This is a genomic window from Acidisarcina polymorpha (assembly GCF_003330725.1).
Lineage (GTDB): Bacteria > Acidobacteriota > Terriglobia > Terriglobales > Acidobacteriaceae > Acidisarcina > Acidisarcina polymorpha.
Genome location: NZ_CP030840.1, coordinates 3,295,034 through 3,311,080, shown reverse-complemented (window position 1 = coordinate 3,311,080; position 16,047 = coordinate 3,295,034). Strand labels below are relative to the sequence as shown.

Sequence of the window (16,047 nt, the reverse complement as noted above, 5' to 3'; positions counted from 1 at the left end):
TACTCCTTCACCCGCTCAGAGTTGCGAGGTTGCTAGTGACGACGGTTATTTCCAGACTTCCTGCTTTGCTTGCGTATTCCATGGCGGGTTCGAGTTCTGGCAACGAGAACACTTTGGCTTTGATCGGGCTCAAGTCCAGCTGACCGGATCGGACCAGCGAGAGCAGTGGCAGATACGCTCCCTGAGGGTGCATGAAATTTCCGATGATCTCCCAGTTGTTGAACATCATCTGGAGATAGTTGATTGGAATGGGTACAGCGCTGCTGCCCATCAAAACGATGCGGCCCCAACGGTACAGCGAGCCCAGCGCAGCCAGCGTCGAGTTCGGGTCTTTGGCGTTACCGACTTGATCGAAAGCCAGATGGGCGCCACCGTTGGCTGCGTCACGAAGCGCCTCTGTGTCCTTAGCTACGTCGCCCGTGAGCACAACGGGAAAGACTCGGTCACCGCCTGCCTTGGCTAGCCTGTCCAAAGTTTCCTTGCTGCGGCCGGCAGCAACAACGCGGCTCGCGCCCATTGCAAGTGCCACGAGGGTTGCGGCGCTACCGTAAGCACCGCTGGCGCCGTTCACCACTACGGTCTCTCCCGCTTGGAGTCTTCCTCGCGTCAAGCCGCCAAAGGGAACGATACAACGTGTGATTGCAGCCAATTGCGGGATTTCGTAGTGATCGAGGCCTTCAATCGGGGTTACAACTTGGGCCGGAAGCAGTACGTACTCCGCGAGAGTGCCATCTTTCCACGAACTCTGGAGCGCATCTCCGATGCCACCGGGGGAAGTAACGCCGACCAAGATCTGCCCGGGCTCCTGCACGTTTTCCCGTGCAACAAGGTGACTCGATGTTACGACCCGTTGCCCCTTTTTGAGATGCCAGACGTCATCTCCCAAGGCTTCGACCGTTCCGATTGCGTTACCGCCTGGAGTAAAGTCCTCGGGCGCGCGATAGGCCGGGAGCTTGCCCTCCACATAAGGCTTGAGATATGACATCAGGGCTTGCGACTCGACGCGAACCAGCACACTGCCAGGGCGAACCTCTGGAAGAGGAACGTCCACGAAACTCAGTTTGCCGCCCAAGCGGTCAATCTTCCAAGACTTCATTAGACGGTCTCCTTCTTCTTCGCTGGTTCGAAATATTCGACAACCAACCCGTCGGGGTGACGTGCGGTAAGATTCCTCCCGCCTGTCACTGCCTGTGGAGCGTGGATTACCTCTGACCCGTTCATCTCGAGCCAAGCGAAGGACTCATCGAGGGAATCGACGTAGTAAACCGCGTTCACGAGGCGAAGTTCGTCGAGGACATCTCCGTCTGCGCCGAGAATGAGAACGCCCCCTACCTTTGCGGCATCTACATTCGTCTCGGGAATATGTACCTGCCGTTCACACTGCACGCCTTGAAGCACTTCGTAAAACTTAATGACCGTTTCCCAGCGATCTCGCTCGGTGTAAACGCGAATCGCTTGTTGCAGAACCCGCATAACATGCTCCATAAAAATGTTCGTCTCAGTGATTTGGTGTCTCACTAAGACTGTTTGAATTACTCCTGATGGCGAAGACGCGGACGTAGCGTCGGGGAATGGCGCTATACGAGCGAGAATCCGCCATCAACGACTAGGTTCTCGGCGTTCACAAAGCTACTGTCGTCGGACGCCAAGAAGAGCACCGCCTTCGCGATCTCTTCTGGCTCACCTGTGCGTCCTGCTGGGGTCTTTGCGGAGGACTGGGCAGCATACTCTTTGATCTGTTCATCATTCATCCCGAGTCCGTTGTAACCGGGAGTGATCACAACGCCAGGGCTGATCGCGTTGACGCGAATCTTTCTGGATTTCAGGTCATTCGCCCACCCGCGCGCGAAGTTGCGGACGGCGGCCTTCGACGCGGAATACATGCTGAAGGCTTCCATACCCTTGCTCTCAGTAATGGAAGAGTTCAGGATAATCGATCCGCCATCGTTCATCAGTGGAAGAACCTTCTGAACTGTGAAGACTACGCCTTTCACGTTCGTATCAAAGATTTGGTAGTAGTGCTCTTCTGTCACGTCGGCGATGGGGAGAACCGTTCCAGCGCCGGCGTTCGCAAACAGAATGTCCAGCTTCACGTTTTGAGTCGTCAGTTCTTCGGCGAGTCGATCGAGATCGGCAATCTTGGAGACATCCCCTTGGATACCAGCGCCGAGAGACCCAATCTCATCCAGTGCGCTTTTGAGAGCTTCTTGCCGACGCCCGGTGATGAATACCTTCGCTCCCTCGCTTGCCATTAGCTTTGCCGTTGCAAGCCCGATCCCACTATTGCCGCCCGTGATCAACGCCGTTTTGCCGCTGAGCTTTCCCATATTCAATCCTTTCATTTGTCGCCAACCGTAAGTCGTGCCTAGTAATGGATGAATGCCGCTTGGAGACAGGGTGTCCAAAACTCCGGCTTTCAGCGCCGATTCACAGTTCCTTTCCGTAATCCCCGGAGGACAGTCAGTTCCGGTCGAGAAAGAGCGTTGGGGCCAGGGAGACAAACTCCGACTGCTGACGTTGGCGCCGGTATTCCGTAGGAGTGCTGGAGGTCAGTCTCCTGAAAATCCTCGCAAAGTGTTGCTGCGTCTGAAAACCACACTCGGCGGCGATATCGATGATGGGATATTCTGATTCTTCGAGCAGAGTCTTCGCCTTGCAGATTCGCAGGCGTAAGAGATATTGGTGCGGTGACGTCCCTGTGGAGGACTTGAATCGCTGAGAAAAGTAAGCGGCGCTTAACCCGGCTTCCCGAGCCAGTTCTGAAAGGGTGGGATTCCGGCTGAGACGCTCGGCTATGAACGCGAGTACTCGGCGGAACTGGGAGGGTGAGAGGCCGTCTTCCGCAAGTTGAGCGGGTGGAACGCAGGCCGGAGCCCCAGCCTCTGCCTCTTCGCTCGCCAGACCGCTCATCTCATCCGCGTCCTGATCGAGAAGTTGGATGCGCACACGCTTCCCGTCCTGCTCGACCCACGCTGGGCCGGGAAGCAAGGTATTCGCGCCGGCGGGATGCACCATGGCGAGTCGCGAGGGCTTTCGCGATGCATCGTGAATAAGGAAGAGTTTTTTCGTCTGGGTCGGTTCAAAAAAATTGGCGACCCGGTGATGTCTGCATTCGGCCATGCCTACCTCACTTCCGAGCTCACCGTCCCCGGGGGAACAATGGCTTTTATGAAAGTAGACTTAGCCGCGTTTGCCTAAAACCTCACAAACTTCAGGTATTGCCTACAGATTTCTATAGGTGTAGCCCGACCTCTTTACTCGCCGCGAATTAGGCGAGCGAAGCGTGCCCAGAGGGAGAGCCGGGCGTTTTCCATCAGACTGGAACGTGGCACGCGAAGTAATACCTCTGTGCCGTTACCCGGCGAAGAGTTGAGTGTGAGGTTCGCCTTCAAAAAACGCGCCCGCTCCCGCATGCCAGCCAAGCCGTAATGCCCGAGACGCCCTTTGTTCACAAACTCCGAATCGATGCCGGTGCCATCATCTTTTACTCGGAGTTCGAATGGGTCTCCATAGCTCAACACGACTTCAAGATGAGAACCCTCGGAGTGTAAGCAAGCGTTGTTGATCGCCTCGTAACCGATGCGGTAGACCTCCTCGCGCACGCAGATGGACATCGACGTTGGCTCTCCCACTGTCTTCATATCGGTAGTGATCTTGCCCGACATGGCGCAGTCGTCAAGTGCGTCTTGAATAAGAGTTTCGAGCGATTGCTGTTCAATGACAGGAGTTCGAAGTGAGCGTAGAGCTGTCCGTCCCTCCTCCATCGCATTTCCTAGCCAGGTAGACAGCATCTGCATTCGTGCTTGCGCGGGGTCTAGAGTAGACATTTGCACCAGTGCAGTGTCTGCAAGCATCTTGCTCCCCTGAATCGTTTGCAGAAGCGTGTCGTGAATCTCCCTCGCGATTCTCGTTCGTTCATCTAAACGTTCTTCATAGCGAGCTTGCGCTTCTCCTCTTACTTGTCGGATTCTGAGGCGATAGATGAAGAGGCTCAAAAGAGAGCCAGACACGAGACATGCGATGAGGAATGTCTTGGTTTGATACCAGGCGGGAAGGATCGTGAAGGAAAAGCGGCCTTCCTCATGGCTCCAATTGCCATCTGCATCGCCACTGACTACGCGAAACGTGTAGTCACCGGGCTTCAGGTCGGTATAAAACGCATCTCGCAGCCTGGTAGCGTCCTGCCACTCCTGATCGTGACCGTCGAGCCGATACCGGAACCTAAGACGCTCCGGTACGGCCAGTGCAGGAGCCGTGTACTTCAGGTCTACATCTTGCGTCAGAGCTGGCAATTTCATTCCGGTCACAGCAGGCTGTTCAACGTGACGCGCCACGATGGCTTCAATCTGGACATTGAACGCCGCAGCGGTAAGCTGCACGCGGCCTGGATCAATCTCTTGAAGATCTGTGCCGTTCGCAAACCAAAGTCGTCCGTCTGCTGAGCGCGTTGCGCGTGGTGCAAAATCTGCACCATTAGGGAGAGCACCGTCGAAGATATCGAACAGATGCGATTTGATGGAGTATCGGGAATCGGCCTTGAATCGTGAAAGTTCTGAATTCGAAATCGAGATCAGGCCGCACTCGGAATATGCCCAGAGGTTCTCGGCCTGATCGAAGAGAACCGAAAACACGTGGTTACAAGGAAGACCGTTTGTCGTGTCGAGAAAACGCGATCCCTGCTGCTCCAAAAGCTCGACGCCACTGGATGTACTTGCCCATCTCGATCCATCTTTGGAAAATGCGAAGGTGGTTCTCTTGAGTATGGTCTTAGCCGCCCATGTCTCCAATCGTCCTTGTTCGTAATGGACCAGCGGCGCTCCATGCATTCCGCCGTCAAGGAAAAGGCCGCCTGCCGGGTCGGCCGCAATCGCTTCCGGAGAGACGATTAGTGGTTGCTCTTCGAGGAGATGTGACTTCGGCGTGAGTCGAAAAAGCACGTATGGCCGTCTGCTCGCCAGCACCCAGATGTTGTGCTCTGTGTCTTCCACAATCGACACGGCAGCGCCGGTCGAGTGTCCCTCGCTATCTGTCACACGCGTGAAATGGCCGTGCTCAAGAATATAGACGTCCGCGTCCACGCCAACCCAGAGCCGGTTTGCGTGGTCTTCAAGAAGCGCCGTTACTCGTTGACCGGGAAGGCCGCTCTTAGGAAGGTAGTTGACCATCTTGCCGTCACGGAGCGCAGTGAGGCTGCCCTTGTTCCCGATCCATACACCGCCCTGTGCTGCCGCTGTCACAGAATGAACCGAGTCGCTCCCCAGTCCTTCAGTTGTCGAGAATGTCTTGACGGCTAGATTGCGGAAACGATCTAGCCCTTTCTTTGTTCCGACCCAGATGTTGCCTTCGCGGTCCTCGTGAAGACTTGAGATTGCGTTGCCACTTAACCCATCTGTTTCCGCGAAGTGGTCAACACCATCGTGCCGCACCCGGAAGAGGCCTTGATCGGAGGTTCCGACCCAGACCACACCATCACGATCAACAAGCGTAGCGGTGACGCTCCAATTGCTACTCCGTGTAGGGCTGGCGTAGGCGTCGTGCCAAAGCCCGTCCTGGAGGCTTTGCAGTCCAAGACCCGGCCCCGATCTCGTAATCCCTACGAGGATGCCACCGCCTGCGCGCGGAGTGAGAGACTCGATACCGTTTGAGGTTGCCGCAGCGTTGAGTTCAGGATGGGGGAATTCCTTGAAGACTCCTGCTTCCCCCCGTAGCAGTTGACTGCTACTTGCCACCCATAGATCTCCCCTTGTATCTACCGCAAGAGCCTCTGCATAGGGGAGAGCAAGACCGTCAGCGGCGGTCAGACAATGAATCGCCTTCGCGGCGACCTTGCAGAGTGGTCCGGGGTTCCTCGGATTTGTTCGAGAGCGAGTGAACCAGATCGTTCCATTTGCGTCCTGCCGAATGCTGTTCACATGAACTTCAGGACCACCGATTTTTTCAACTTGGCCATGGTTCATTTGGAACAAGGATTGACCGGTTCCAAACCAGAGACTTCCATCTCGCGCCGCTTCGAGCGCCAGGATGGTTCCGCTTCCAACAGGAGAGAAGCGGACGCCGTCATACTTCAGAAGTCCGTTGTCCGTCGCTATCCAAAGGAATCCATCTGCAGTTTGCGTGACATCATTCACTGCACCGCTAAAGGCACCGTCGCGAATGCGCCAAGCCGTGTGCCCCAACTGCGAAAGTTGTGCATCTGGCTCGAGGGCCTTGCTCGTGACGCAGCCAGCAAGCAGTAGCGCGACCGAGATGTCTTGGACACACTTGTTCATCGGAATCAGATCTCCAAAAGCCCGCGCCGGAGCGCAATCATCACGGCGTGCGTGCGATCGTTCGCTTGCAACTTCTGAGAAAGATTCTTGATGTGGAAGTTCACCGTTGCTTCGGCGATTTTTAGGTCAGAGGCGATCTGTTTGTTGCGACGGCCATCGCGAATGAGCTTCAAGACGTCCAGTTCGCGATCGGTTAGCCTGTCTTCGCCGAAGCGTTCAGCTACACGTGCAGCAAACTTGTGCGGCACATGCTTCTCGCCACTGTGAACTGAACGAATCATGATCACCAGCTCCTGCATCGGTAGACTCTTCAGAACATAGGCGGAAGCGCCTCCGCGCATTGCTCGACGCACGTCTGCATCGGCCTCAGAGGTCGTCAAGAAGATCACGCGAGCGTCGGGGTTCAAATTTCGTATCTCCGCCAGCGTCGCAAACCCGTCTGTTCCGGGAAGTCGCAAGTCCAAGAGCGTTATATCTGGGGCCTGACGGCGATACTGCTCCAAAGCCTCGACTGCGTTCGAAGCGACCCGCGGCCAACACCATATCCGGCTGTAGGCTAAGCACCGCACGAAGACCCTCGCGGAAAACCGGATGATCTTCGACACTGAGGATTCGAATTAGGGGCGTTTCGTCCATAAGGTATCCCGCCAAGCGTTAATGCAGCGACACTCTATTGTCGCGTGAACGCAGCGCTGGCTTCAAACCTTGACGTTCAAGTTGCGCGTCACAAGCTCCTCGGAGACCTGCCAGAGATGTGCGGCCATCGATTTGTCTGACAGGAATTTGCTGCCTTTAGCGATCTGGCAATCCGCCCAATACTCGCCGGAGATTCCATCCACAGCGGGGCTTGCCGCCAGCATGCATTGCGTCGCCGCACCCTGCTCGGGCGTCTTGAAGAAGAGCTGGGCCACCGAGAGGACAGCCGAAAGAGGAAACTTCAGGTTCCGGTTGAGGTCCGTCCCCTTGACGGCGCCAGGATGCAGCGAATTCACGGAGATGCCCCGACCTGCTACGCGCCTAGCCAATTCGCCCGCGAAAAGAGCGAGTGCTAGCTTCGATTGCCCATAAAACTTTGAGGCGTTGTATTTCGCGTGCCCGTCGAGATCTTCAAAGAGTATGCCCTCGCTCGGCGCTTGATTCTTACTAGCGCTGCTACTGACGACGACAACTCGTCCTGATTGGTTCGGTAGCTTGGGAAGAAGTCGGTTTACCAAGAGGAAATGAGAAAGGTAATTAACGAGAAACTGCATCTCGATGCCATGGCGGGTTTGGACGGTTCGCGATCCTGTGATGCCCGCGTTCGCTACGATGGCATCCACCTTCTCGTAGCGTTCGCTGATGAGCAACGCAGCACGGTCGACGGCCCGAAGATCGGAGTGGTCGCAAGCGATTGCCGCCGCCGGGCTTCTCAACCTTGAGCAAGCTCTCTGGGCGCCGTCGAGGGAGCGGGCAACACCGATGATGCGCGCACCATGTGCGCTAAGCGCGCGCATTGTCTCGAACCCAATTCCGCCACTACACCCTGTTACGAGGATGGTCCGATCAGACAAGTCGAGGTCAGCAAGAACCATGTCTGCCGTCGATTTCGAATCAAAACGTGTCTTCATTTCGGAGATCTCCTATCGCCATCAAGCTAATCAGACATCGCCGCGTGGCGTGGTGTGTGCATAATCCTCTGGTTTCATTGGCTCATTGTGAACGAAGACGTGTCCATCGATAACAGGTTGGGATCGATCTTTTACTAGGATCCAGTTCGTTCGAACGGAAGATCTCCTCAAGATGTGCACGAACCATCGCCATTGTGTCTGAAGCTCCGCCGAAGATCGTGGGAGACGCTGTAGGAGCAGGATGCACGTCCAATTGCGTGCTAGAGTTGCGACAAGCTGAGATGGATAGCAGCAGAAATCACACGTTGGATACTCATGCGAAAGACCGAATCATCAGAATCCAACGCTCTGGTTAACGCCCTCCAATATCGGCTATCGAGTCGGCGCGAGATGATGGTCGGAACGCTCGCTGCGATGGTCGGACTACGTTATGCGAAAGGCGAAACCCCAGTGTCAAACAGACTCACACTTGTTGTACGTTTTCGTATCCCCGAATCTCAAAAGTCAGAGTTCCTTGGGAAGCTCCGCGAAGTGTTCACGCACATTGTGAAAGAAAGCACTTTCATCGAAGCATCCCTGGTTCAAGACATGCGAGATCCCGAAAGCATCTTGAACTATGAGGTATGGGACGAATCGCCAGAATCGTTCATGAAGGCTCAGATGACGAAGCCGTACCGCGCAGCATTCGAGAAGATGATTGTCGATCTCAAGATTGAGCGGACTCCCGCCTGGTACTCGACGATCGATGACTGGAAGCGGGCGTAGGTGAAGTGTGGGGCAGCATGAGCAATAAGACTCGCGTCATGTGGAATGGAACGGTCCGAGCTCTTCCGTTTCGGGAGCAGGTCAAGGCGGCTGGGATAGCCGGGTGTTCTGCGATAGCGATTACGCCTTCGGATTACAACAAGTGGCTTGGGTCCAGCCTAAGCACGAGCGACCTGCGGGAGATCGCTGCGGACGTAGGTGTGAGAATCACACACCTAGACCCGTTTGTTCGCTGGACCTCAGACTGGAAGCCACGCGTCGAGGGCATGGATTTCCCAACGGACATCGTCGGGTTCGATGAGGATGATTTCTTCCGCATGGCGGCGGCTTTGGAGGTAGATTCGTTCACCGCATGGAGTGGCTTCGCTGCGAACCGCTACACCGTATCAGAGATAGAGGATGCCTTGGGAGGCTTATGCGCTCGCGCAGCCAAGGAAGGGTTGAGGTGTGACCTCGAGTTCATTCCAGTGTTCGGGGTGAACTCTCTGAGCATGGCTTGGCAGGTACTCCAGCAGGTGAAGGCGGACAATGCGGGCATCGTCTTCGACTTCTGGCATTACATGCGAAGTGGACCCGACGAAAAGCTGCTGCGGAGCATCCCGGGAGACAAGATCACCGCAGTCCAACTCTGCGATGCAACAGCCCGAGTTCCTGAAGGAATGTCCCTCGCCTATGACGGTCTCAATAATCGGTTGACGCCAGGTGATGGCGATTTCCCTATTTCTAGACTGATTGAGACTCTGAGTGAGATTGGCGCACTTAACAACGTGGGTGTTGAAGTGTTCTCGCCGCAATACGACAAACTCAGCGCCCAGCAGATCGGCGAGATTACGCAAGGGGTCTTTGAACGCTATCTACCGCCACCTGCGCGGGACGCATGAAGGCTGGTCATTAGCGCGTCGAACATCCAATAGGCTGAGAGCCATGATTGACTGAGTCCTTCGAACCAAGACCGAGGTTCTGGACACGCTAAGCACGTCCCTCCCCGCTAAAACAAGAAGGGTCGCAACTCGCGACTCGGGGATACGATGCAAGACATTCTCAAATATCTACCTGCCCAAGAAGGCGTTCGCGTCATCAAGCCAGACGAAGGAAGACCCTTTGATCTGGGGCCGGTCCACTTCCTGTGGAAAGTCCGCAGTGAAGACAGCGCCCACGCCTACACAATGTTCGAGCTACATCTAGCTCCGGGTGGTGGCGTCGATCTGCACAGCCACACATCTCCAGAAACCTTTTACATCCTCGAAGGTGAAATGACCTTCTTCCGCGTTCACGACGGTGCGCAAGAGCACTTCATCTGTGGCCCTGGATCGACGATCGTGATCCCACCCAATGCACTCCATGCGCTCTTCAACAAGAGCGACGGAGAATGCCGGCTACTCGATGTTTCCACGGGTTCGCATCAGGATTTCTTCGACGAAGTGCAGGTAGCCGACCAAAGGGAGAGTTTCGCCTCTCTCGAGCCCAAAGCCGCGGTAGTCCGCGTGTCCGAGATTGCTCGCAAGAACGAGATGTACCTCGCTCCGTATGACGTAAACACAGAGAAGGAGACCGAGTAGATGACTGAACTCGAACAATCACGAATTGCGTTCGAACGCGCCGCGACGATCGATGCCACGGTCGCCTACATGGGAAGTCTGATGACGTTCCTCGCCAAAGCTTCGGAGACCGATGGGCGCTTTGCCCTGATGGAGTACTACACCAAGCCAGGGAACGAGCCGCCTCCGCATATTCATGACCGGGAGCACGAGATGTATTTCGTGCTCGAGGGCTCCATGCGCTTCTATTGCGAAGACAAAACGCTGGACATCAATGCGGGTGACGTTGTCTTTCTACCCAAAGGGAAAGCCCATGCCTTCAACTGCCTTTCCGCCCAGGTACGCACACTAATTCTTGTGGCTGCGGCTGGAGAAGCTTCAGTCGGGCTAGATAGCTACTTTCTAACGATGGGTGAAGGCACGAAGAGCATGTCTCTTCCGGATCATGCCGTTACGTATGTAGAGGGCACACCCGAGCGTGCGATCAAGGCGTGCAACGACAACGGTATTTACGTGATGTCGGAAGAGGAGACCAGGCAGGCATTGCCACAGTACCCAGGCTTCGGTGTTCCGGTGCGATGACGTGATAAAGATGGCGGATGAAAACAACATGTCTGAGATCGAGCGCCTCGAAGATCGGCGTTATGCCGCGATGTTGAGCCGGGATGTGGAAACCCTTGAGGAGTTGTTGCATGAGCGGTTGCTACACGTGCATTCCACGGGGAATCAACATACGAAAGCGGCCTATCTCGTCGGGTTGAGGGAGCGAGCCTGGGAGTATCACCAGATTGACCGCTCCCAACAGAACATCATTGTGCAAGGTTCGACCGCGCTCGTCTTCAATCACCTCTTCCTCCGATTGGAGTTGAAAGGCAAGGCGATTGAATTGCGAAATCAAGCGCTGTCTGTGTGGATCCACGAGCAAGGCGTTTGGCAATTGATTGCAATGCATTCGGGCCTCGAGCCGTCGACTAACTGACCTGCAACGGAACAATGAACAGAAAAGGAACTCTACCGATGCCAACTCTGCTTGATCCCATACGAATCGGCGACATTGAGCTACCAAACCGGGTCCTTATGGCTCCGATGACTCGACTTCGCGCGACCGTCGACAACATTCCTACGCAGCTTATGACGAACTACTACACGCAACGCGCCTCCGCAGGTCTGATCATTGCAGAGGCCACACCCGTTTCGCCGAGCGCCCTCGGGTACGCGCAGGTGGCCGGCATTTGGTCAGAAGAGCAGGTCAAAGCCTGGAAGGAAGTTACCTCTTCAGTTCATCAACACGGCGGTCGCATCTATCTGCAGCTGTGGCATGTAGGGCGTATCTCTGACCCGCTATTTCTCAATGGTGAGCTTCCAGTAGCGCCCTCTGCAATCGCCGCAGCCGGTCATGTCTCTCTCGTGCGCCCGGAGAAGAACTTCGTTACGCCACGCGCTTTGGAGACTCGAGAAGTCTATGGCGTGGTGGAAGAATTCCGAGTTGCCGCCCAGAACGCTCAACGGGCTGGCTTCGACGGGGTAGAGGTTCACGCAGCCACCGGGTACCTTGTCGACCAATTCCTGGAGTCCGGAACGAACCACCGCTCTGATGACTTTGGAGGGTCAGTCGAAAATCGAGCGCGTCTGCTCCTTCTCATCGTCGACGCATGTACCTCAGTGTGGGGTTCTGGCCGTGTTGGAGTGCGGGTTTCTCCTAGAGGCGATCGTCACGACGTGTCCGATGCGAACCCTGCCGAAACTTTCAAGTATGTGGCCCGAGAGTGCGGGCGACTCAAGCTAGCGTATCTTCATGCGCGCGAGTTCCGCGCCGCTGATTCGCTCGGTCCCGATCTGAAGCGTGAGTTCGGTGGAGTCTTCATCGCTAACGAAAACTTCACCTTTGAATCAGCGAACGAGAGTCTTGCACGCGGCGAAGCAGACGCCGTATCCTTCGCGAGGTTGTTCATCGCCAACCCAGACTTGCCGAAACGATTTGCTGATGGCGAGCCTCTGAGTTCAGCAGACCCAGCCACGTTCTACGCGCATGGTCCCGAAGGGTATGTGGATCATCCAGCTCTCTAGCGAAGTAATCCCCACTTCGACGGGATTATCGAACCAAACCCAATTTTCTAGACACACCCCTCCCAGCCGGTGTCGGTAGAACCATAAGGGTGCTTCCAAATCGTTGGGCTCAGGACGAGAGCTCGCTAGCTGGAAGCCGCTTTGGGCGGGTCAAGGCCAGCGAACCATGCTGACCTTGAAAGACCGTCGGTATCAAGAAAGAGGCATCATCATGTCAAGAACTGAAACGCAGCAGATCCCGACCGCGTATTCCCGCGAAGTCGGAGTAGATTCCACCATCAAATACATGGGGCAAGTGATTACCACTCTGGCGAAGGCTACCGAGACGAACGGTCGCTTCTCCCTCATGGAAGTGAAAGTGCGACCTGGCCTAGAGCCGCCAGTGCACATCCATGAGCGTGAACACGAACTGTTTTTCGTAATCGAGGGATCAGTTCGCTTCTACACGCCTGAGAAGACTTTCGATGTACATGCCGGTGGCGTTGGCTTCTTGCCCCAGGGCAAGGCCCATACGTTCGCCTGTCTGACTGAAGAACTGCGGGCTCTTATTCTTGTTGGGGCCACTGGTGCAGAGACGGTCGGCATGGACAGCTATCTGATGCAAATGGGGGAACCCGCCAGGGACATGAATGTCCCTGATCCATCGACGATAGCGCCGATCGAAGATCCTACCGAGACCATCAAGGCCGGAGCCTCGTGGGGTATCCGCTTCCTCTCCCCAGAAGAGACAAAGAAGGCGCTGCCCGAGTATCCCGGGTTCGGCGTCCGTCTTTCCTAAGCCATGCACCAAAGGAGTTTCCCTATGGCAGAACAAAAAGAATTCGTGCTCGCTGGCGTCGTGATGAAGCAGCAGCTTTCGGGCGAAGAAACGAATGGCACCTTTTCTCTTTTTGAGAATCGCAGCGGCGGGCAGTCGAAGACGCCTATCCATGTACACGCGAACGATGACGAAACTCTCTTCATCATCGAAGGAGAGATGCAAGCAGTCATCTCCGGCAAGGAACAAACGATCCAAGCTGGTGAGTCAATCTTCCTACCTCGTGGCATACCTCACCAGCTTATGAACACAAGTGGATCCCCATCCCACTACATGCTGCTCTGCACGCCGAGCGGCTTTGAAGGCTTTCTGGCGGAGGGGGGCCACGTGAAGTCGCCTAATGAGGTTGTTGGGCCGCCGACACCTGAAGATATCGAGCGCCTCAAGGCAGCGGCTCCGAAGTTCGGCATAACACTTCTCCCGGCTTGGTAGCTTCGGCCATCAAGCTCTACACAAAGCTAAGCTTTCGGGGGAGTTCTGGATTTTGCCCAGTCCTGAAGTGCCTGAAGTGCAGGCCGAAGGGCTAGGCCGTCTTTCGTCAGGCCGTATTCCACCTTGGGCGGGACAACAGGGTAGACCTTCCGAAAGATCACTCCATCGGCCTCGAGGTCTCTCCGTTGCTGAATGAGCATCTTTTGAGAAATTCCTTCTACGGCTCGGCGCAGATCGGAAAAACGAAGTACAGGCGCGGTGAAGAGGTGGTAGATGATCAGTGTCTTCCATCGCCCATCGAGAACGCTTAGAGCGTCTTCGAGCTCTTGCGCTGAACATGCCTGAGAGGTGGGCGCTGCTTTTCGTTTCATGGTTACCTTTTAGTTAGTATGTCACGTTTTGGTCAGTTCTTGTGCTTCGTATACCAAACGCATAACCTAATAACTGAAGGGTGGCCACCCTGCAGTAGACCTGTCATTCGACATTGCCGTTTGTTTTGACTCGGTCATTTCGCAAACCCGATACAGGAAGGGATTCCCGTAATGGAAAGCAACACAAAGAACACAGAACTTCTTCTTCAGCAACTTCTGGATCGTCAAGATATTCAGGACACAATCTCACGTTACTCGCAGGGGCAAGATAGCCACCAAGGCGAGGACTCTAACATATTGGAGCAGTGGGACATAACCTTTGCGAAGGACGGCACAGTCGACTACAGCGCCGCTGGCGGAACGAAGGGCTCGTACCGTGACCTCGCCAAATGGATGCGCGGAGATGGATCGACTTCGGGCAGCATGAGCGGGTTCTCCAATTGGCAGCACATGCTGAGCCTGCCCATCGTGACGCTCACCGGGGATTCTGCGCAGGCCCGCACTGACTTCTTCGCGACACACCGCGGCAAGAAAGAGAACGATTTCAACGTTCACTACAACGCTTCCGGCGCCTTTCATGATGAGTTCGTACGCACTCCGGAAGGCTGGCGCATCCAGTCCCGTCGCCTCGAGGTTTACTTCGGCGATCCTTTGCAGATTGCGAAGATGGGATAGGGTTACACTTCGTCCGGGTTCGGCTCTCTGTAGTAAGGCTCACGTGGTTCTTTTGTGGGGATTGCCAACGAGAAACTTATCTCGTCGGCAATCTCCATGAGTGCCAAGTCTCTAGTGCCGTATCGGTAGTGCTCCGCTGCGAGAACTTTCGCGCGTCGGCGCTGCTGTTGCGGAGCGGTGCGGATACGGCGATTTGCGCTAAGCCGCTAGCGCGGTAAAAGTATGAGGATTGAAAGCTGTTGGCGGCGAGCCGATGCGGCTAACTGGGCACGAGCTGGGATGGCGTTGAGCTTAGCGGGGCCGACCCGTGGTGCGTCTGCGGTACGGGTGAGAGGGCTCACGCAAGCATCGAGGTCACCTGGAGCCGGTTCAAGCCATGGGGTGGCGTTGGTTGGATGAGCGCCGTTGGGTGAGAGAAACCGGGTCGGCACGCAGGTCGGCATGATCTTGAGTCGTAAGGGAGGGTCTCATAGTCGCAGCGATCGCATCGTTCGAGATGAGTGCCGAGCGCCGCCGTTCGGCATCGGCCGATGTCGCGGAGTACCGTGCGCTGCTGGTCCGAGAGCACATGGCGCCAGCGCTGCAGGAACTGGTTCTGGTGAGCATGAAAGACATTGGCCACTCAAGCCGATGTCCTGTCATGCGGTCCTGTTCCCTCCCTGCGGCGTGCGTGGAATGCGGACCGGCAGATCGTCGAGCGGGCCGGGCGTGCCATGCAGTCTGGCTTCGGAGACGTGCAGGTATCACGAGGTGGTCTCCAGATCGCGGTGGCCGAGCAAGAGCCGGATGCTGCGCAGATAGGTGCCCGCGTCCAGCAAGTCGCGATGGAGGGTTCTATATCGATTCAGGCATGGAAAGTGCTGCGAACAGATTGCATCTGCCCGCAGCTTCCGATGGCTATGCTTCCTTCAGCAGCTCGGTACGGTACTTCGGAGCAAGAGCCTTGGCTTTCTCCATGAACCGTTGCTGCTGTTCTTTGTCGAGTTTGGGTGGGGCGGTCGTGCGAGTGGCTACAGGCACTCCCACTTCCTTGAAGAAATGCTCTTGCCCTGAAGGCGAGCAAATGCACAGCAGACGAACCGGCTTGGAAGATGAGTTATGAAACTGATGCGGTGCGTTTGCGGGGATATTGATGGTGTCGCCGGCGCGCACTAGGGACTTCTTCCCGCGGAACGTGGCCTCCATTTCGCCGTCAAGCAGGATGAAGGTTTCTTCAAAGTCATGACGATGTGGCGCAGGACCGCCCCCTGGTGGGATGTGCATGTCAATGACGCAGAAGCGACCTGCAGTATCCTCGCCCGAAACGGTGATGGTATAAGTATCGCCTACGAGGCCGATGTGGGGCACTGTTTGATCGCTGTCCGGTCGTGCGATCGTGAGCGCACGCTTCAAATCGTCGGGCGGAACGGGTGGGTGTTGCGTCGTGGACTCAGACATAGCAGTTCTCCTTGTGGAATCTTGAGGCTCTGATTTGGGGGATGGGCTGCCCAAAACTGCAGAGGCCCA

19 protein-coding genes and 1 pseudogene are annotated in these 16,047 nt (G+C 55.8%); 9 read left to right on the top strand and 11 right to left on the bottom strand.

Features of this window, described 5'->3' with window-relative positions:
• Nucleotides 1-7 precede the first annotated feature (7 nt).
• The 8 genes and pseudogenes from ACPOL_RS14325 to ACPOL_RS14295 form a co-directional block, all read right to left on the bottom strand.
• Nucleotides 8-1,096 carry a quinone oxidoreductase family protein gene (locus ACPOL_RS14325; RefSeq protein WP_114207655.1) on the bottom strand — a complete coding sequence of 363 codons (1,089 nt, stop codon included), beginning with the start codon at nt 1,094-1,096 and terminating at the stop codon, nt 8-10.
• A complete protein-coding gene (locus tag ACPOL_RS14320; protein WP_114207654.1) occupies nt 1,096-1,473 on the bottom strand; it encodes a VOC family protein in 378 nt (125 codons plus the stop codon). Before ACPOL_RS14320 ends, ACPOL_RS14325 begins: the two co-directional genes overlap by 1 nt.
• Nucleotides 1,474-1,577: 104 nt before the next feature.
• On the bottom strand, nt 1,578-2,327 hold the full coding sequence (locus ACPOL_RS14315) for an SDR family NAD(P)-dependent oxidoreductase (protein ID WP_114207653.1): 750 nt from the start codon (nt 2,325-2,327) through the stop codon (nt 1,578-1,580).
• 133 nt (nt 2,328-2,460) lie between these two features.
• Entirely contained in the window at nt 2,461-3,120 is a 660-nt protein-coding gene (locus ACPOL_RS14310; RefSeq protein WP_114207652.1) for a helix-turn-helix domain-containing protein, read from the bottom strand.
• Nucleotides 3,121-3,254: 134 nt separating this feature from the next.
• The gene (locus ACPOL_RS14305; RefSeq protein ID WP_114207651.1) at nt 3,255-6,269 is read right to left on the bottom strand and encodes a sensor histidine kinase; all 3,015 of its coding nucleotides are present in this window, start codon (nt 6,267-6,269) and stop codon (nt 3,255-3,257) included.
• 5 nt (nt 6,270-6,274) lie between these two features.
• Nucleotides 6,275-6,568 carry a response regulator transcription factor gene (locus tag ACPOL_RS34790; protein WP_236657539.1) on the bottom strand — a complete coding sequence of 98 codons (294 nt, stop codon included), beginning with the start codon at nt 6,566-6,568 and terminating at the stop codon, nt 6,275-6,277.
• 36 nt (nt 6,569-6,604) lie between these two features.
• A pseudogene (locus tag ACPOL_RS34785) lies at nt 6,605-6,838 on the bottom strand (response regulator); the annotation flags it as partial.
• A 129-nt stretch (nt 6,839-6,967) separates the two neighbouring features.
• Nucleotides 6,968-7,876 (bottom strand): SDR family NAD(P)-dependent oxidoreductase, encoded by a 909-nt coding sequence (locus ACPOL_RS14295; RefSeq protein ID WP_114207650.1) that lies wholly within the window; start codon nt 7,874-7,876, stop codon nt 6,968-6,970.
• 315 nt (nt 7,877-8,191) lie between these two features.
• On the opposite strand from ACPOL_RS14295, the gene ACPOL_RS14290 reads away from it, so the two are divergent.
• The 8 genes from ACPOL_RS14290 to ACPOL_RS14255 all read left to right on the top strand — a co-directional run bounded on the left by ACPOL_RS14290 (nt 8,192) and on the right by ACPOL_RS14255 (nt 13,495).
• Nucleotides 8,192-8,641: an antibiotic biosynthesis monooxygenase family protein gene (locus ACPOL_RS14290; protein WP_114207649.1), complete on the top strand. Its 450-nt coding sequence runs from the start codon at nt 8,192-8,194 to the stop codon at nt 8,639-8,641.
• Nucleotides 8,642-8,658: 17 nt separating this feature from the next.
• The gene (locus ACPOL_RS14285; RefSeq protein WP_114207648.1) at nt 8,659-9,522 is read left to right on the top strand and encodes a sugar phosphate isomerase/epimerase family protein; all 864 of its coding nucleotides are present in this window, start codon (nt 8,659-8,661) and stop codon (nt 9,520-9,522) included.
• Between the two features lie 147 nt (nt 9,523-9,669).
• On the top strand, nt 9,670-10,200 hold the full coding sequence (locus ACPOL_RS14280; RefSeq protein WP_114207647.1) for a cupin domain-containing protein: 531 nt from the start codon (nt 9,670-9,672) through the stop codon (nt 10,198-10,200).
• Nucleotides 10,201-10,761 (top strand): cupin domain-containing protein, encoded by a 561-nt coding sequence (locus tag ACPOL_RS14275; protein WP_114207646.1) that lies wholly within the window; start codon nt 10,201-10,203, stop codon nt 10,759-10,761.
• A gap of 28 nt (nt 10,762-10,789) precedes the next feature.
• Nucleotides 10,790-11,158, top strand: coding sequence for a nuclear transport factor 2 family protein (locus tag ACPOL_RS14270; protein ID WP_161557360.1), 369 nt, complete (start codon nt 10,790-10,792; stop codon nt 11,156-11,158).
• 38 nt (nt 11,159-11,196) lie between these two features.
• Nucleotides 11,197-12,246, top strand: coding sequence for an alkene reductase (locus tag ACPOL_RS14265; RefSeq protein ID WP_114207644.1), 1,050 nt, complete (start codon nt 11,197-11,199; stop codon nt 12,244-12,246).
• A gap of 211 nt (nt 12,247-12,457) precedes the next feature.
• Complete coding sequence (locus ACPOL_RS14260; protein WP_114210827.1) at nt 12,458-13,024, top strand: cupin domain-containing protein; 567 nt, start codon at nt 12,458-12,460, stop codon at nt 13,022-13,024.
• Nucleotides 13,025-13,048: 24 nt separating this feature from the next.
• Nucleotides 13,049-13,495 (top strand): cupin domain-containing protein, encoded by a 447-nt coding sequence (locus ACPOL_RS14255; protein ID WP_114207643.1) that lies wholly within the window; start codon nt 13,049-13,051, stop codon nt 13,493-13,495.
• Nucleotides 13,496-13,521: 26 nt separating this feature from the next.
• Here the strand turns inward: ACPOL_RS14255 and ACPOL_RS14250 are convergent, their stop codons facing one another.
• Nucleotides 13,522-13,866 (bottom strand): winged helix-turn-helix transcriptional regulator, encoded by a 345-nt coding sequence (locus ACPOL_RS14250; RefSeq protein ID WP_114207642.1) that lies wholly within the window; start codon nt 13,864-13,866, stop codon nt 13,522-13,524.
• A 171-nt stretch (nt 13,867-14,037) separates the two neighbouring features.
• On the opposite strand from ACPOL_RS14250, the gene ACPOL_RS14245 reads away from it, so the two are divergent.
• Entirely contained in the window at nt 14,038-14,541 is a 504-nt protein-coding gene (locus tag ACPOL_RS14245) for a nuclear transport factor 2 family protein (protein ID WP_114207641.1), read from the top strand.
• Between the two features lie 337 nt (nt 14,542-14,878).
• Here ACPOL_RS14245 and ACPOL_RS36280 read toward each other — a convergent pair whose 3' ends face one another.
• A complete protein-coding gene (locus ACPOL_RS36280; protein ID WP_114207640.1) occupies nt 14,879-15,163 on the bottom strand; it encodes a transposase zinc-binding domain-containing protein in 285 nt (94 codons plus the stop codon).
• A 275-nt stretch (nt 15,164-15,438) separates the two neighbouring features.
• Complete coding sequence (locus tag ACPOL_RS14235) at nt 15,439-15,978, bottom strand: cupin domain-containing protein (RefSeq protein WP_114207639.1); 540 nt, start codon at nt 15,976-15,978, stop codon at nt 15,439-15,441.
• Between the last annotated feature and the right edge of the window lie 69 nt (nt 15,979-16,047).

Bases quoted from the DNA above. Each gene is read 5' to 3' on its own strand.
- ACPOL_RS14245 (WP_114207641.1), top strand. From the start codon at position 14,038: ATGGAAAGCAACACAAAGAACACAGAACTTCTTCTTCAGCAACTTCTG.
- ACPOL_RS14315 (WP_114207653.1), bottom strand. From the start codon at position 2,327: ATGGGAAAGCTCAGCGGCAAAACGGCGTTGATCACGGGCGGCAATAGT.
- ACPOL_RS14275 (WP_114207646.1), top strand. From the start codon at position 10,201: ATGACTGAACTCGAACAATCACGAATTGCGTTCGAACGCGCCGCGACG.
- ACPOL_RS14295 (WP_114207650.1), bottom strand. From the start codon at position 7,876: ATGAAGACACGTTTTGATTCGAAATCGACGGCAGACATGGTTCTTGCT.
- ACPOL_RS14235 (WP_114207639.1), bottom strand. From the start codon at position 15,978: ATGTCTGAGTCCACGACGCAACACCCACCCGTTCCGCCCGACGATTTG.
- ACPOL_RS14290 (WP_114207649.1), top strand. From the start codon at position 8,192: ATGCGAAAGACCGAATCATCAGAATCCAACGCTCTGGTTAACGCCCTC.
- ACPOL_RS14280 (WP_114207647.1), top strand. From the start codon at position 9,670: ATGCAAGACATTCTCAAATATCTACCTGCCCAAGAAGGCGTTCGCGTC.
- ACPOL_RS14265 (WP_114207644.1), top strand. From the start codon at position 11,197: ATGCCAACTCTGCTTGATCCCATACGAATCGGCGACATTGAGCTACCA.
- ACPOL_RS14325 (WP_114207655.1), bottom strand. From the start codon at position 1,096: ATGAAGTCTTGGAAGATTGACCGCTTGGGCGGCAAACTGAGTTTCGTG.
- ACPOL_RS14305 (WP_114207651.1), bottom strand. From the start codon at position 6,269: ATGAACAAGTGTGTCCAAGACATCTCGGTCGCGCTACTGCTTGCTGGC.
- ACPOL_RS14255 (WP_114207643.1), top strand. From the start codon at position 13,049: ATGGCAGAACAAAAAGAATTCGTGCTCGCTGGCGTCGTGATGAAGCAG.
- ACPOL_RS14285 (WP_114207648.1), top strand. From the start codon at position 8,659: ATGAGCAATAAGACTCGCGTCATGTGGAATGGAACGGTCCGAGCTCTT.
- ACPOL_RS14270 (WP_161557360.1), top strand. From the start codon at position 10,790: ATGTCTGAGATCGAGCGCCTCGAAGATCGGCGTTATGCCGCGATGTTG.
- ACPOL_RS34790 (WP_236657539.1), bottom strand. From the start codon at position 6,568: ATGCAGGAGCTGGTGATCATGATTCGTTCAGTTCACAGTGGCGAGAAG.
- ACPOL_RS14260 (WP_114210827.1), top strand. From the start codon at position 12,458: ATGTCAAGAACTGAAACGCAGCAGATCCCGACCGCGTATTCCCGCGAA.
- ACPOL_RS14250 (WP_114207642.1), bottom strand. From the start codon at position 13,866: ATGAAACGAAAAGCAGCGCCCACCTCTCAGGCATGTTCAGCGCAAGAG.
- ACPOL_RS14310 (WP_114207652.1), bottom strand. From the start codon at position 3,120: ATGGCCGAATGCAGACATCACCGGGTCGCCAATTTTTTTGAACCGACC.
- ACPOL_RS14320 (WP_114207654.1), bottom strand. From the start codon at position 1,473: ATGCGGGTTCTGCAACAAGCGATTCGCGTTTACACCGAGCGAGATCGC.